Here is a 15,621-nt window from a genome sequence, read left to right on the forward strand (position 1 = left end):
GGGCTCAGCGGTGGCTCACGACGTTGACCACCGTGCCGTCCGGATCGCGGACGAAGAACCGCCGCACACCCCACGGCTCGTCCCGCAGCGCGTAGACCACCTCGGCCCCGGCCGCGACCATCGCCTCGTGCGCGGCGTCCACATCGGCGACCTCGACGCTGATGGCCGGCTGCGGGTCCTCGGCGTCGGCGCCGATCAGCAGGATCTGCGCGGTCGGATTGCTCGGTGAGGCCAGCCCGACCGCCCAGCCGAGATCCATCACCTCGTCGAGGCCCAGCGCCCGGTAGAAGACGCGGGCCCGTTCCAGATCGGCGACCCGCAGATCCGGGACGACGCGACGGATATCCATGCTCAGTCCTGGTCTCCGCCGCGCCGGGACAGGGCGTCCTCGACCCGCCGGCGGGCTCCGGCGAGATGTTCCTCGCACCGGTTGGCCAGTGCCTCGCCGCGTTCCCACAGGGCGAGCGAATCGTCGAGGTCCATTCCGCCCTGTTCGAGCATCTTCACGACGTTGACCAGTTCGTCGCGGGCGCGTTCGTAGCCGAAGGTCGCGATTTCGGTGACGTCGCTCTCGGTCATGACCGTTCCTCCTGTTCGGATGCCGGTGCCGGCCGGTCCGTAACCCGCTGGGCCGGTATGGGATTCGCGAGGGTCTGACTGCCCAGGGCGGCGGCGCTGATCGCGCCGTCGGCGACCCGGATACGCAATTGCGTGCCCGGCGGGGAGTCGGCGACGGCGCGGACGACATGGCGCTCCGTACCGGTAACCCGTTGCACGACAGCGTATCCGCGCGCCAGGGTGGCGGCCGGGCCCACCGCGGTGAGCTTGTCGCGCAGATGGCGCGCGGCGGTGGCCTGGCTGGTGAGGCAGTGTTCGACGGCGCGGTGGGCCGCCGTGCGCAGCCGTTCGATCTCGTCGTGGCGCTGGTCCAGAATCCGCAGCGGATCGGCCAGTACCGGGCGCGAGCGCAGCTGCTGCAGGGCGCGCGCCTCGCGATCGACCCAGCCGCGCAAGGCCGCGGCCGAACGGGCGCGCAGTTCCCGGACGCCCGCGAGTTCGGCGGCGGCGTCGGGAACCAGCCGTTTGGCCGCATCGGTGGGGGTGGCCGCGCGCAGGTCCGCGACGTAGTCCGAGAGCGGATTGTCCGGCTCGTGCCCGATCGCGCTGACGATCGGGGTGGTCGCGGAAACGATGGCGCGGCACAGGGTTTCGTCGGAGAACGGCAGCAGATCCTCGACACTGCCACCGCCGCGGGCCAGCACGATCACCTCGACCTCCGGGTGATCGTTCAACTCGGCCAGCGCGTCGAGGATCTGCGGCACCGCGGTCGGACCCTGCACGGCGGTATTGCGGATCTCGAAACGCACCGCGGGCCACCGCTGCTGGGCCACGGTCACCACGTCGTGTTCGGCGGCGCTGGCGCGACCGGTGATCAGGCCGATCACCTTGGGCAGGAACGGCATCGGCCGCTTCAGCCGCGGATCGAACAACCCCTCCGCGGCCAGCAGCGCCTTCAGACGTTCGATGCGGGCCAGCAGCTCGCCGATGCCGACCGGGCGAATCTCGGTGACGCGCAACGAGATCGTGCCCCGGCCGGTGAAGTACGACAGTTTTCCGTAGACCACCACCCGGCTGCCCTCCTGCAGCGGGACGGCCGAGGCGCGCAGCAGTTGCGGATCGCAAGTGATCGACAGTGACATGTCGGCGGCGGTATCACGCAGTACCAGGAACGCGGTGCGGGTGCCGGGGCGCAGATTGATCTGGGTGATCTGGCCCTCCACCCACACGCTGCCGAGCCGGTCGATCCACTGCGCGACCTTCATCGCGATGGTGCGCACCGGCCACGGCTGTTCGGCCGAGTTGGCGGGGCGGGCAGCAGAACGCGCCGGTTCCCCGGAGGCTCGGGCCCCGGCGGCCGGCGCGTCGGCGTGTGAGTCGGTCACTTGGCCTGCACGGTGGCGATCCGGTTCGTCAGCATGGTCACGAACGGCGCCCGATCCAGGGTCTGCTGCTCGTAGGCCAGCAGTTCGGCCAACTCCTCGGCGCTGAGCATGCGCAGCCGGGCCCGCAGCTGAGCCAGCGTCATATTCGCGTAGCCGTACCGGGCGGCGACCTCGGGTTCGACCACTCCGCGCGGTTCCGCCGGCGCCGCGGTGCCGGGGTTGTCCGTTCCGGGGTTGTCCGTGTCCTCGCCGGTCGTTTCGACGGAGTTCGTCCCCGTTTCGTCGGCATCGGCGGCGGTGGTGGCCGCCGTGTCCGTTTCGGCGGTGGCCGCTTCCGTAGTGCCCGATTCCGCAGTGTGAGATGCGGCATAGCCGTTGGTCGCCGAGGGAGTGACCGACGCGGTGGGCTCCGGGACGCCCGCGGCCGGGTCGGATTCGGCGAACAGATCGAAGCGGCTGAGCCGGGCGGCGAGATCGCGGTCGCCCCGCGCGCCGAAATCGCCGCTGCCGAACGGTTGCTCGTCGTCGAGATCCTCGTCGAAGGTGGCCCATTCCGGCTGCTCCACCGGGCGATTGGCCAGCCGGTCGAAGACCTCGTCACCCTTGAGGGCGAGGCTGGTCACGAACTGCTGCAGATGCATCGAGGTCTGCAGCAACTGGCTGATCGCGGTGATCGGCAGATGGATTGCCACAGTGGGTAACCGGCGAGTTTCCTCGAGGGCGTAGACGGCGGCCCCAGCGGCGACCCGGGCCAGGTAGGGAGGTCGGAACATGTCCCTAGCCTGCCCGAAACGGCCGGTGATGCAAAGAACAGAGTTCACGTGTTCCATTGTCGCGCGTCCCGCCACACCGCCGTACCCGCGGTTCGCGGGCTGGACTTTCCCCGTCGGCCGGCGCACGTAAGCTGTGAACATGTCCTCGGCTATCCCCCTGAATGTCGGAATCGCCCGGTCGGCCGATGCGGCCGGTGCCGGCGCGGGCAAGCGGGTGCTGCTCGCCGAACCACGCGGCTACTGCGCGGGTGTGGACCGGGCGGTGGAAACCGTGGAGCGCACCCTCGAGAAGCACGGTGCGCCGGTCTACGTGCGCAAGGAGATCGTGCACAACCGCCACGTGGTCGAGACCCTGCGCGAGCGCGGCGTGGTCTTCGTCGACGAGACCGACGAGGTGCCCGAGGGCGCGGTGGTGGTCTTCTCCGCGCACGGCGTGTCGCCGGCGGTGCACGAATCCGCCGCCGCCCGCAATCTGCACACCATCGATGCGACCTGCCCGCTGGTGACGAAGGTGCACCAGGAGGCCAAGCGCTTCGCCCGCGACGACTTCGACATCCTGCTCATCGGCCACGAGGGCCACGAGGAGGTCGAAGGCACCGCCGGTGAGGCGCCCGACCACGTGCAGCTGGTCGACGGCCCCGACGCGGTCGACGGCGTCGAGGTCCGCGACGAGAACAAGGTGATCTGGCTTTCGCAGACCACGCTCTCGGTGGACGAGACGATGGAGACGGTGCAGCGGCTGCGCACGCGCTTCCCGAATCTGCAGGATCCGCCGAGCGACGACATCTGCTACGCCACCCAGAACCGTCAGGTCGCGGTGAAGGCGATGGCGCCCGAATGCGATCTGGTGATCGTCGTCGGCTCCCGCAACTCCTCCAACTCCAAGCGGCTGGTGGAGGTCGCCCTGAACGCGGGCGCGCGCGCCTCCTATCTGGTCGATTTCGCCCGCGAGGTCGACTCGGCCTGGTTCGAGGGCGTCACCACCGTCGGTGTCACCTCCGGCGCCTCGGTTCCCGAGATCCTGGTGCGCGGCGTGCTCGACCTCCTCGCCGAACACGGCTACGGCGAGGTCCAGCCCGTCACCACCGCGAACGAGACCTTGGTCTTCGCCCTCCCGCGCGAACTGCGCACCACCGGCCGCCGCTGAATCTCCGTCGCTGCATCTACACGTTTCCGCCCGATCGCGGAACCGCTTGGGGCGCAACGGTAACGGCTCGCCGGGGCGAGACGATGAGTGGGCGTGGGGATTTCGGGGATGACCGCTGCGGGCCGAGCCGTAACCGGTTCGGTGCCCGCGACGTTCGGCTCAGCGGTCGCGGTAGCGCACGTTCGGCCGCGGATGCGGGGGCACATCGCTCGGCGGCTGCGGCCGGCCGCGGCGGGGCTGCGGTTCGGCGACTCGAGTGCGTTCCGCGGTCCGGGTGCGCTCACCGGTGCGGGGGTAGGACGCGGCCGCGGCGACACGCGGCGGGCGTTCGGCCACCTTGCCGCCCGTGCGGCGCGCCGCCCGTGCGGGTTCCGGTTCCGCGGCCCGCTTGGCCGTCCCGGATCCGCGAGCGGCCGAATCGCCACGCTTGGGCGCCTTGGCGGATTTGGTGGCCTCCGCGCCGCGCTTCTGACCGCGGGAGCTACGCCGCAGGGTCTCGCCGCCGGCGGCGTCGCTACGGGCGCGACGCGCACGGCCGGCGGCCGAACGCGGGTTCCAGCTGTCGCTGCTGCGTTCCCGGGTGGGACGCGCGGTGGTGTCGGCGTTGCGGTACAGCCACACCCGCAGGGCGCCGACACCCAGCACCAGGACCGTCGCCAGCGCCATGGTCGGGAATCTGTTCACCAGCGGAATCGCCAGGTTCAGCAGGATGTCCTTCACCGAGGTCGAGCTGTGCCCGGTCAGCTGCTGATAGGCCAGCGGGACGGCGATGAACAGCAGTAGCGGCGGGGTCACCATGGTGGTGAACAGGCCGCGATAGCGCACCACGCATGCCGCGATCACACATCCGACGATGTAGAACGCGGCGAACACATGGGTCAGCTCCTTGCCGCTGTTTCCGGAGTCGATGAAAAATCCGATGAAAGTGCACGCCACCGCGATCAACACCGCGGCGCCGGCGGGGATGCCGGGCACCGACGGGACGATCGAGAGGTGCGAGGCGGGTACATCGGATCGCTCGCGTTGGGTAGCTGCCACGTAAAGCACACTATCTGCCGCGGCCGGAACGTGTGTCGAGGCCGGGCTGCTGCCGGAGTTACTCGTTGGTGTCCGAGAAGCCTACCGCGCGCGGCCACGACTGGACGGGAGCAATTGCCGGTACGGCGCGATCGCCGATGTCGAGATCGTGCAGACGGCGCGCGGTGACCATCACGCGCGACTCGATCGAGGCCACGGTGTGGTTGAAAGCGTCGACGGCCTTGCCGAGTTGGGTGCCGAGCTTGTCGAGATGGCTGCCCGTTGTGGACAACCGGGTGTAGAGCTCCCGGCCCAGTTGCTGAACAGTTGCCATGTCTCGCGAAAGTGCCTCCTGTCGCCAGCCGAATGCGACGGTGCGCAGTAATGCGATCAAGGTGGTCGGTGTAGCGAGAATCACGTTGCGGCCGAACGCGTATTCGAGAAGGCCGGAATCGGCGGTCAGTGCGGCGTCGAGGAACGGATCGCCCGGGATGAACAGGATCACGAATTCCGGGCTGGGGTCGAAGGCTTCCCAGTACGCCTTACCGGCCAGCTGGTCGACATGCGCGCGCAGGTGTTTGGCGTGCCGGGCCAGATGGTCGGCGCGCCGGCGCGGATCCGTCTCCCCGGTGGCGTCCAGATAGGCCGTCAGCGGCACCTTGGCGTCGACCACCAGTTGGCGGTCACCGGCCAGCCGAACCACCAGGTCGGGCCGGACCAGGCCGTCGCGGCCGCTCGCGGTGACCTGCGTGTCGAAATCGCAGTGCTTGGCCATCCCCGCCAGTTCGACGACTCGCTCGAGCTGGATCTCACCCCAGCGCCCGCGCACCTGTGGTGCGCGCAATGCCGACACCAGCTCGCCGGTCTGTGTGGACAACTGCTGGGAGATCCGCTGCATCCCCGCGACCTGTTCGCGCAGCCCGGAGTAGGCGTTGATGCGGTGGTGCTCGACCTGCTGGATGTGCTGGTTCAAACTGCCCAGGGCCTCGCGCAGCGGTTCGACCAGGGTGCCGATGGCCTGCGAATTGTGCCGTGCCGCATCCGCACTCGCGGCGCCGAGCGATTGCCGCAGCAGCTGTTCGTTGTCCCGCAGCGCCGCGAGCCGAGCTTCGGCCGTGGCCGCCCGCTGTCCGGCCCGGGCGGCATGGCCCAGCCACCCGAGGCCGGCCCCCGCGCAGAACACCAACAACAACGCGAACAGCATCGATGCGGTCATGCGCCCGATGGTGCCCTATCCCACCGACAAGTTCGCGGATCCCGGCAATTCTCCAGCATCACCCGTCGACACGCCGAAGCGATTCAACCTTGTCGGTGAGATGGCTTAGCCTCTTCCCACATGCGGATGCTGCATACCTCGGACTGGCACATCGGGCGCACCTTTCACGGTGTCGACCTGCTGGCCGATCAGGCGCGTGCGCTGGAGGCGGTGGCGGAACTCGTGGCCGCGCAGCAGGTCGACGCGGTGGTGGTACCGGGTGACGTCTACGACCGGTCGATTCCGAGCGCGGACGCGATAGCGGTGTGCAACAAGGGTTTCGAGGCGATCCGCGCCGCGGGGGCGACGATCGTCGCGACCTCGGGTAACCACGATTCACCCACTCGGCTGGGCGCCCTCGGCAGCTTCGCCGCGGCGGGCGGACTGCATCTGCGGACGTCGGTGGCGGAGGTGGACCGGCCGGTCGTGCTCACCGACGAGCACGGACCCGTCGCCTGCTACGGCATCCCGTATCTGGAGCCGGAAATCACCCGCGCGGAACTGGATGTGCCGCAGGCGCGCTCGCATGCCGAGATTCTGGATGCCGCGCTGGCCCGCATCCGTGCGGACCGGCAACGCCGCGGTGCTCCGCGCACCGTGGTGCTGGCACACGCCTTCGTGGTCGGTGCCGAGGCGACCGGTTCGGAACGTTCGATCGCGGTGGGCGGGGTGGAGACCGTTCCGCTGAGCGCGTTCGAGGGCATCGATTACGTCGCGCTGGGCCATCTGCATTCGCCCCAGACATTGTCGGAGTCGGTGCGATATTCCGGCTCGCCGCTGCCGTATTCGTTCGCGGAGCGGTCGCATCGCAAGGCGGTGTGGATCGTCGATCTGGACGCCGGCGGGCTGGTATCGGTGCAGCGCCACGATCTCCCGGTGGTGCGTGGACTGCGTCAGCTGACCGGCGTGCTGGACGAGCTGCTGTCCGCGGCCGAATATGCCGACGCCGAGGACGATTACGTCTCCGCGGTGCTCACCGATCACGCCCGCCCTGTCGATGCGCTGCGCCGGCTGCGGGAGCGGTTTCCACACGCGGTGCACGTGGAATGGTCTCGCCCGGAGGGCAATGCGCAGCTGCGCTACCGCGAACGGGTACACGGCCGCCGCGACAGCGAGATCGCGCACAGCTTTCTCAGCGATGTGCGCGGTGAACCGACGGCGGGGGAGATGGCGCTGATCGAGCAGGCACTGTCCGCGGCCCGGCGCGAACCCGTCGCCGAAGTGGTGGCAGCCTCGGCGGAGTTGTCGGCATGACCGACGCCCGGGCGGGGGCCGCATGAGGCTGCATCGGCTGGAGCTCACGGCTTTCGGGCCGTTCGCCGAGACGGCTCGGGTCGATTTCGACGAGCTCGGCGCCGACGGTCTGTTCCTGCTGCACGGCCATACCGGCGCGGGGAAGACAACGGTGCTCGACGCGATCGCGTTCGCGCTGTACGGCCGGGTGCCGGGGGCGCGGGGGGAGAGTAAGCGCCTGCATTCCGACCACGCCGATGCGCAGACCGCGCCACGGGTGGTGCTGGAGGCGACGCTCGGCGGCCGCCGGCTGCGCCTGACCAGATCACCGGAGTTCGAGCGACCGAAGAAGCGCGGCACCGGTATGCGGACCGAACAGGCCGCGGCGACACTGGAATGGCTGGACGGGCGCGGACAACATCTGTCGCGCATCCCCGATATCGGCGACGAGGTGAGCCGGCTGCTGGGGATGAGTGCCGATCAGTTCTTCCAGGTGGTGTTGCTTCCGCAGGGCGATTTCGCGCGCTTTCTGCGCTCGGACAACGAGGATCGGGAAAAGCTGCTCGAGCGACTGTTCGACACCGAGCGCTTCGGCACGGCCGAACAGTGGCTGGCGCAGCGGCGGCGCGAGAGCGGCGCGCAGCTGGACATTCACCGCCAGAGCGTCGACCGCTTGATCGCCCAGGTCGCGATTACCGCGGGCCTGGGCGCCACTGAAGCCGTCGGCCCGTTCGAGGCCGTGGAATGGTCACAGCAGCTCCTTACGCAGGCCCGCGCCGAGGCGGAGCGTTCGGCGGCGGATCTGGCTCGCTGCCAGCAGGATTCGGCGCGCCGGCTGTCTGCGGCCGAGGAACATCGCCGCGTACAGGAGCGTCGTGAACGCGCCGCGATCGCCCGCCGCCACCTCGACGACTACACCGCCGGCGCGTCCCATCGCGACCGGCTGCAGGCCGATCTGGACCGCGCCCGCCGCGTCGAACCGGTGGCGGCCGCGCTCGCCGACGCCCGCACCGCCGCCATGACGCTGCGCCGCCGCACCGACGAAGCCCGTGACCTGGCCGAACGCCTGGCCGTCCGTCTGCTCGAACCGGAATCAGCCGAGCTTCCCGGAACGACCTGGGCCGCAAGTGATCTCGCTGCCGCCGAATTGGTGGATACCGAGTTGGCCGAGGAACTGTCGGCCATTCCGGAGATCGGCCGCGCCGCCGCCGACGAAGAGAATGCGGCCGCCACCGCAGGCGGGAGCCGCCACGGTCTGGACTCGGTGAGCTCGAGCGCGGGCAGCCGATCCGCTGCGGAAGCGGTTCCGACCGGCACCGCCGCCGACCACGGACACGCTGCCGGAGAAGTCGCCCCCGTGCCGACCGATGACGTAATGGCGGCCGAATGGAGCCCCTCCGGCGAAGCGCATGCCGGGGAGTCTGCGGGGGACAGGCCTCGGGTTACGCCGGCCACAGTGGCGACCGACGATGGCGACGCCGAAACAACCGACGGTGCAACGCTGTTCGCACTCTCTGTTCCTCCGCCGGAGGAGCATGATTCGGTGGACGAGGCGGTCGAATTGGAGCTGTTCTCCATTGACCTCGTCCGCCCCGCACCGGCGGCGGAGTCACGCGGTGACCGGGCTCGCTCCGGTGCCGGCGCGCAGAACGAGCCTGGCCCGTCGGGCGAACCGCAGATTGCCGGCGCGCGCGACGACTCGGGCACCGACGCGGCGGGCGCTGCTGTCGCAGCGGAGACCGGAACGCCCGGTGCGACGGCTGCCAGCTCGAACCCGGGCTCAGTGGGAGATGGGCCGCGCTCGACGGCCAACGGCCCGCGCTCGACGGACAACAACCTGCGCTCGGTGGGCGGCGGCTTGCGCGCGGCGGCCGACGGCCTGCGCTCAACGGCCGACGACGGTCCGCGCTCAGCGGGCGACAACCCGCGCGCGGCGGACGACACTGTGCACACCACGACTCCGCGCGGTATCGACGCCGCCGTCCAACGGTGGTCGGCACATATCGGCTCCCTGGAAGAGGTCCGCGCCGACGCGGAGAACGCCGTCCGCCTGACCACCGAATTGGCCGGTCTACGAACGGAATACGCCGCCGCCGCGCGCGAACTGGAACAGCTGGCGCGGCGCAGGGAGCAGTTGCCGCAGGCCATTCGCTCGGCCGAGGTGGCGCTGCGGGAGGCGGCGGATGCGCGGGCAGCCCTGCCGGGCTTGGAACGCGAATGCGAGCGCACGCGTGCCGCGGCGGAGGCGGCGGTCGAGCTGGTGGGCGCACGGAAGGAATTGTCCACGGCCACCGAGGCATTCGAGCGGGCCCGCGCCGCGCACGCCGATGCGCGCGAGCGCACCCTCGATATTCGCGAGCGCCGTCTCGCCGGTATGGCGGCCGAGCTGGCGGGTGCGCTCGTCGAGGGCCAACCGTGCAGCGTCTGCGGTTCCGGCGACCATCCGGTCCCCGCCCGGCCCACCGCCGTCACCGTCGCGAAATCCGACGAGGACGCTGCGGTACAGGCGGAACGCGACGCCGAACAGCTCCGCGACCGCGCCCTCACCCGCCGCACGGAACTGGAACGGCGGATCGAACTGCTCGTGGAGCGCGGCGGCGACGGCGACCACACGGAACTGGCCGCCGCCGTGAACGCGGCGACCGAGCAGTTCCGGTCCGCGCAACAGCAGGCGAGCGCCGCCGCCGAACGCACCGCGGAGGTGGAGCGGCTGCGCACCGCCGAAACCGAACTACACACGCGCCTGCGGGAACTCGAAAGCCGAGGCAGCGCCGTCCAGGAACGCATTCTGTCCGCCGATCGGCGGCTGGCCGAACTCACCGAGCGAGTCCGGGTCGCCGCCGGCGCCGACGGCACGGTGGAGCGCCGCCGCGCCCGCCTGGAAGCGCTCATCGCCGACGCCACGGATCTGCTCACCGCCCGCACCGACGCCTCCGTCGCCGGCGATCAGTTCGCCGACCTCGCCCGCCGCGTCGAACACACGGCCCGCGCCGCCGACCTGCAGGTCGCCATCGAGCCGCAGCCGGAACGCTCGGCGTCGGACGCGCCCGACCACACGGTGCTCGCGGCCTACGCGAAGGTCGTCGCGGCCGCGACCCGGACCCCGCAGCGGCAGACCGAGATGGAGGCCGAGCTCGTCGCCGCCGACCGCCGCCGCGCCCATGCCGAAGCGGTTCTCGCCGAACCCGAGGTCCGGGCCGCGGCCGACGCCGAAGCGGTGAACCTCACCGAGGTCGAGGCGGCCGTGGCCGAGGCGCGCCGCGCGCTGGACGCCGCGGTCGCCGCGCACGCCGAAAGCACCCGCCGCGTGGCCCAACTCGAGGAACTCGGCAGTCAGCTGTGGGCCGCGGCCGACCGCATCGCCCCGCTACAGCAGGCGCACACCGAACTCGAGGGGCTCGCCGATGTGGTCGCGGGACGCGGCGCCAACAACCGCCGCATGTCCCTGCGCTCCTATGTGCTCGCCGCGCGGCTGGAGGAGGTCGCGATCGCCGGTTCGGCACGCCTGCGGCGGATGTCGGGCGGTCGCTACGAATTCGTCCATTCCGACGCGGCCGGCCCGCGCGGCCGCCGCGGTGGTCTCGGCCTGGACATCCGCGACGACTACACCGGCGCCGTCCGTCCCGCGAAGACACTGTCCGGTGGTGAAACCTTCATGGCCTCGCTGTCACTGGCTCTCGGCCTCGCCGACGTGGTCGCGGCGGAATCCGGTGGCCTGGTCCTGGACACCCTGTTCATCGACGAGGGATTCGGCAGCCTCGACGCCGACACCCTCGACGCCGTGATGGGTGTGCTGGACGAATTGCGTTCGGGCGGAAGGGTGGTCGGGGTGGTCAGCCACGTCGACGAGATGCGCCAGCGTATCCCCAGCCGCCTCCACGTCATCCGGGAACCGACCGGTTCCCGGATGCGTACGATCGTCGCCTGATCACTCGCGGCGCAACCGGCTGCCCGATTCGCGCAGTGCCCGCAGCTCCGCGGCGTGCGGATCCGGCACGGTGGTCGAGCTCGGGAAGTCGAATCTCCGCACCTGCCGGTCCGTTCCGAACGGCGCCCAACCCGGATCGCCGTGCGTCGCGAAATCGACCCAGGCCCGGTGGATTTCGTCGGCCAGAGGCTGCGGCGGGTTCGGTCCGGTCAGCGGATGTGCCTCGGTGAGTTTGTCGAAGACGAACGGAATCTCCAGCACATGGCAGGCACCGAGGTCGGGAACTCCACTGCGCCAGCCGAATTCGTACACGTGCGTCGGCGCACCGGCGGCGGTGTTGGCGGCCGCGATGCGCATCGAATCGTCGCGGAAGACCATATCGGTGATCACGGCCGCGAAGAGGTCGGCGGGTGTGGCCTGCGGCCGCTGCCCGGCATACACCTCCACCACGGCGGGGTCGACGCCGTAGCGCGCCAGCACCGGCCCCAGCGACTCGTCGGTGACCGTGGCCGCGATGCCGGTCGGAAAGGTGAAGAATCGGAATTCCTCGGCCGTCCAGCCGATGATCAACGGAACCGCGTGGCTGGTGGTGGCTTCCAGTACGTCGACGGGCCGGTCCTCGATGAGTTCGCCGTCGATCACCGGGAAGAAACTCAGAAGTCCGAGACCGTTGTCGATGATCGTGCGGCCCCATCGGTTCGGATCCGGATTGGTGATCAACTCCAGCGCCACCGCGTCCTGCGCGGTCCGCAGCCGGTCCGGCCCGAGTTCGCCGAAGGCCGCGGCCGTCGGCTCGATTCCCAAGGTGCGAGCGAGGTTTTCGGCGACCTTCACCGCGTCGCCGGCCTGGGCCACCGCGGAACCGTTGCCGCTCTGCACGATCGCGCGGTGGAACAGTCCGCGCGCCGGCGCGGCGGTCAGCAGGTCGACCACACTCATCCCGCCGGCCGATTCGCCGAAGACGGTCACTGTGTCGGGGTCGCCGCCGAACGCCGCGATATTGTCGCGCACCCAGCGCAACGCGAAGATCTGATCGTGCAGGCCGCGATTGAGCGGTGCGCCGGGTACGGCGGCGAAGCCGGAGATCCCGAGCCGATAGTTGATCGACACCACCACGACCCCGTCGCGGGCGAAGGTGCTGCCGTCGTACATGGTGCGGGCGTTGGAGCCGCGGGTGAAGGCACCGCCGTGAATCCACACCATGACCGGCAGACCGGATCCGCCGGCCTCGGGCGTCCACACGTTCAGATTCAGGTATTCGTCACCGGGCAATCCGTCGCTGCCGATCAGCGCGTGGATCGGCGCGGGATAGGGCGATTGCACACAGGTCGCGCCGTAGGTCAGCGCATCGCGCACGCCGTCCCATTCCGGGACCGGCCGCGGCAGATCGAATCGGGCCGGACCGACGGGCGCGGCCGCGTAGGGGATGCCGAGGAATGTGCTCACCCCGTTCTCGGTGATGCCGCGGACCTTGCCACCTGTGACCGACACGATCGTTTCCATGCAGAACTCCTTCGTCGTTCCGCATTCTGCCCGCCGGACCGACTGTTCGGCACGGGTTCGGTGCGCCGGATCGGGGCTAGGCGCGAGCTCAGCGCGTGAGCTGGGCCTTGTCCTCCGCCGCCCGCTCGTGGGCGAGCAGCCAGCGTTTACAGCCCAGTCCCCAGCGGAAACCGCCGAGCGATCCGTCCGTACGCAGGATCCGGTGGCACGGAACGAACAGCGCGGCCGCATTGCGCGCGCACGCGTTGGCGGCGGCGCGAATGGCCTCCGGGCGGCCGGACCGCAGCGCGAACGCGGTGTAGGTGATCGGCGCGCCGGCCGGTACCGCCCGCAGCACCGACCAGGCGTGTTCGAGGAACGGACCGGACACCTGCCGCACGGCCACTCCGTCGATGGCGTCCAGCTCGCCCTGGTGGTATCGCTCGACGGTGTCGGTGAGCTCGTCGAGGGCGTCGTAGCGGCGCAATGCGGCCGGCCTCAGTTGCGGATGGACGAGTCCGCGCAGCCCCTCGGCATCGGAGGTCCAGCCGGAGGCGAGGACCGCGCCGTCGGCGTCGGCGATCACCGTGAACGGCCCGATCGGGGTCGGGACCGTCGCGTAATCCGCGGTGGTCATCGCCGCGCGCCCAGATAGGCCGTGCGACGGCCGGCATCGGCGGCATCGGCTCCGGGACGGGCGACGTCGCCACGACGGTCGAGTGGTGCTCGGGCGGGCGCGGGCCGGGTGGCGTCGTCACGCCCGGCGGGGTATCCGCCGTTGCGTGCCGATGCCGCTCGCGCCGCCCCGGCCCCGGCCACCGCGGTGCGTTCGGAGAGCGCGCGCTTCCACAGATGCATCGACAGATACGACCGCCACGGTGCCCATCGCGACGTGTCGGTGAGATCGATCCCGTACTGGGCCGCGCCCTGCCGGACCACGAGATCGGTATGCAGCAGGATGTCCGGGTCGGCGAGCAGGCGCATTGTCACGTAGTCGGCCGTCCACGGGCCGACCCCGTCGATGGCGAGCAGATCGCGGCGTACGTCGGCGGCGGTACGGCCGGCGTGCAGTCGCAGGTCACCCGAGGCGAGCGCACGGGCGGCGCCCACGATCGAGGCGGTCCGCCGGGCCGGTCCGGTCAGCACGTCGGCGCCGCGTTCGGCGATGGCCTCGGCGGTGGGGAAGAGCCGCGGCATGGGCCCGTTGACGTTCTCACCCAGCGCGTCGACGAGGCGGGCGGTGTGCGTGGTCGCCGCCGACACCGAGATCTGCTGTCCGATCATGGTGCGCAGCAACAACTCCGAGCCGTCCAGGCAGCCGGGCACGCGGATGCCCGCGCCGATCGCCGGCGCGCCGGGCCCGAAGCCCTCGGTGAGTGCGGCGTCGATTCCGACCGGATCGGCGTCCAGGTCGAGCAGATGCCGGATCCGCGCGACCGTCGGCGCCAGATCGCGCATATCGTGCAGCGCCAGGCTCGCGCGTACATGGCCGGGGTGGATGCTCGCGCGCACCGTGGCATGTCCGTGCGGGGTGCGCAGGCTGCGCGTGTAGACGCCGTCCTCCCAGCTCTCCAAGCCGGGGACCGCATGTGCGGACAGGAACCATTCGAGCCAGCTCGTGTCGAGCGGTTCGCGATAGGGCAGGCGCAGGGTGAGGGCGCCGTTGGTGGCGGGCAGTGTGTCGCCGCGCAACCGACGCGCCTCCTCGCGCAAGACGGTCGGGCTCACCACGAACACCTCACGCACGGTGTCGTTGAACTGCCGGATGCTGGCGAAACCGGCCGCGAAGGCGATGTCGGACATGGGCATTCGCGTGGTCTGAATGAGCAGCCGGGCGGTGTGAGCGCGATGGGCGCGAGCCAGGGCGAGCGGACCGGCGCCGAGTTCGGCGGTGAGTACCCGGGTCAGTTGCCGCTGCGAATAGCCGAGTTTGTCGGCCAGGCCCGGGACGCCGCTGCGTTCGATCACTCCGTCGGCGATCAGCCGCATCGCCCGCGCGGCCAGATCGGCGCGGGTGTTCCACAGCGGTGAGCCGGGCGCGGCATCGGGCAGGCACCGGCGGCAGGCGCGAAATCCGCTCTGCTGCGCGGCGGCCGCGGTGGGGAGGAACGTGACATTCGTACGCTTCGGAGTGATAGCAGGACACGATGGCCGACAGTAGATTCCGGTGGTGCGCACCGCCGTGACGAATTGCCCGTCGAAACGGGCATCGCGGGTGGCCACCGCTCGATAACAGCGCTCGAAGTCCAGACCGTTCACACTCACGCAGTCCACCTTGTCAGCCCGAGGCCGCCTGCGCTAGCGGGAATCAGACAACTACCCCCGAGGGACAACGTTTCAGCGACATAGCTGTGTGCTATCAATAGTCGGGCGACTGAGAGCAGCTGCGTATAACCGCCGCAAAGGGCCTATTCCGCAGCGTCGCAAGGATTTCGGGTCGGCCGGAGTCGCCGGATGAGTTGTGCGGAGTTGGTCGCAGATCACACGCGAACGTTGCGGCCGGCGAATCCGCGGGCACTCGCGCGAACGGACCGGAACCGGCCCGCTTCGCTATCGGGCTCGACAGCCCGACGAGCCGGATGCGCGGGACCGCTCTCGGCTGCCACATCGATCGGCCAGGCCGCCACCGATCAGTGCCGCGGCGAGTTCAGCAACACCGGGTTCCGGGATTGCGATCGGCTGCGGCATGCCGCTCTCGCCAGTACTCCCGCTCGCTCGGAATCGGCCGATCGGGGTGCCGGCGGCGCAGATGTTCCACATATCGCCGATAGTCCTGGCCGCCGAGCACCGCGTTCAGATAGCGGGCTCCCGCCCTGACCGTACGCAGCAGCGCCCGGAGAACC

Annotated in this window: 13 protein-coding genes; 3 read left to right on the forward strand and 10 right to left on the reverse strand. The window is 70.4% G+C overall.

From position 1 onward, the window contains the following. Positions 1 to 4 precede the first annotated feature (4 nt). The 4 genes from AC5592_RS20760 to AC5592_RS20775 all read right to left on the reverse strand — a co-directional run bounded on the left by AC5592_RS20760 (position 5) and on the right by AC5592_RS20775 (position 2,716). The gene (locus AC5592_RS20760; RefSeq protein ID WP_036505016.1) at positions 5 to 349 is read right to left on the reverse strand and encodes a VOC family protein; all 345 of its coding nucleotides are present in this window, start codon (positions 347 to 349) and stop codon (positions 5 to 7) included. Positions 350 to 351: 2 nt separating this feature from the next. Next, on the reverse strand, positions 352 to 579 hold the full coding sequence (locus AC5592_RS20765) for an exodeoxyribonuclease VII small subunit (protein ID WP_036505013.1): 228 nt from the start codon (positions 577 to 579) through the stop codon (positions 352 to 354). Beyond that, positions 576 to 1,823, reverse strand: a complete 1,248-nt coding sequence (gene xseA / locus AC5592_RS20770) for an exodeoxyribonuclease VII large subunit (protein WP_232329484.1) — start codon at positions 1,821 to 1,823, stop codon at positions 576 to 578. Before xseA ends, AC5592_RS20765 begins: the two co-directional genes overlap by 4 nt. Before the next feature lie 116 nt (positions 1,824 to 1,939). Beyond that, positions 1,940 to 2,716 carry a lipid droplet-associated protein gene (locus AC5592_RS20775; RefSeq protein ID WP_063065185.1) on the reverse strand — a complete coding sequence of 259 codons (777 nt, stop codon included), beginning with the start codon at positions 2,714 to 2,716 and terminating at the stop codon, positions 1,940 to 1,942. 139 nt (positions 2,717 to 2,855) lie between these two features. On the opposite strand from AC5592_RS20775, the gene AC5592_RS20780 reads away from it, so the two are divergent. Continuing rightward, complete coding sequence (locus AC5592_RS20780) at positions 2,856 to 3,863, forward strand: 4-hydroxy-3-methylbut-2-enyl diphosphate reductase (RefSeq protein ID WP_036505007.1); 1,008 nt, start codon at positions 2,856 to 2,858, stop codon at positions 3,861 to 3,863. A 159-nt stretch (positions 3,864 to 4,022) separates the two neighbouring features. On the opposite strand, the gene AC5592_RS20785 is transcribed toward AC5592_RS20780, so the two are convergent. Together AC5592_RS20785 and AC5592_RS20790 are read right to left on the reverse strand one after the other, a co-directional pair. Continuing rightward, entirely contained in the window at positions 4,023 to 4,901 is an 879-nt protein-coding gene (locus tag AC5592_RS20785; RefSeq protein WP_063065186.1) for a DUF6542 domain-containing protein, read from the reverse strand. Positions 4,902 to 4,959: 58 nt separating this feature from the next. Beyond that, entirely contained in the window at positions 4,960 to 6,096 is a 1,137-nt protein-coding gene (locus tag AC5592_RS20790) for a DNA recombination protein RmuC (RefSeq protein ID WP_036505000.1), read from the reverse strand. Positions 6,097 to 6,216: 120 nt separating this feature from the next. On the opposite strand from AC5592_RS20790, the gene AC5592_RS20795 reads away from it, so the two are divergent. Further along, complete coding sequence (locus tag AC5592_RS20795) at positions 6,217 to 7,389, forward strand: exonuclease SbcCD subunit D (RefSeq protein ID WP_036504997.1); 1,173 nt, start codon at positions 6,217 to 6,219, stop codon at positions 7,387 to 7,389. Positions 7,390 to 7,411: 22 nt separating this feature from the next. Continuing rightward, positions 7,412 to 11,296, forward strand: a complete 3,885-nt coding sequence (locus AC5592_RS20800) for an AAA family ATPase (RefSeq protein WP_063065187.1) — start codon at positions 7,412 to 7,414, stop codon at positions 11,294 to 11,296. Here the strand turns inward: AC5592_RS20800 and AC5592_RS20805 are convergent, their stop codons facing one another. The 4 genes from AC5592_RS20805 to AC5592_RS20820 all read right to left on the reverse strand — a co-directional run bounded on the left by AC5592_RS20805 (position 11,297) and on the right by AC5592_RS20820 (position 15,605). After that, the gene (locus AC5592_RS20805; RefSeq protein ID WP_063065188.1) at positions 11,297 to 12,799 is read right to left on the reverse strand and encodes a carboxylesterase/lipase family protein; all 1,503 of its coding nucleotides are present in this window, start codon (positions 12,797 to 12,799) and stop codon (positions 11,297 to 11,299) included. An 88-nt stretch (positions 12,800 to 12,887) separates the two neighbouring features. After that, a complete protein-coding gene (locus tag AC5592_RS20810; RefSeq protein WP_036504967.1) occupies positions 12,888 to 13,415 on the reverse strand; it encodes a methylated-DNA--[protein]-cysteine S-methyltransferase in 528 nt (175 codons plus the stop codon). Further along, positions 13,412 to 15,052: an AlkA N-terminal domain-containing protein gene (locus tag AC5592_RS20815; RefSeq protein ID WP_084506950.1), complete on the reverse strand. Its 1,641-nt coding sequence runs from the start codon at positions 15,050 to 15,052 to the stop codon at positions 13,412 to 13,414. Before AC5592_RS20815 ends, AC5592_RS20810 begins: the two co-directional genes overlap by 4 nt. A gap of 373 nt (positions 15,053 to 15,425) precedes the next feature. Next, positions 15,426 to 15,605 carry a YbdD/YjiX family protein gene (locus tag AC5592_RS20820; RefSeq protein ID WP_086007291.1) on the reverse strand — a complete coding sequence of 60 codons (180 nt, stop codon included), beginning with the start codon at positions 15,603 to 15,605 and terminating at the stop codon, positions 15,426 to 15,428. Positions 15,606 to 15,621 lie beyond the last annotated feature (16 nt).

Source organism: Nocardia violaceofusca NBRC 14427 (assembly GCF_963869435.1).
GTDB classification, from domain to species: Bacteria; Actinomycetota; Actinomycetes; order Mycobacteriales; family Mycobacteriaceae; genus Nocardia; species Nocardia aobensis.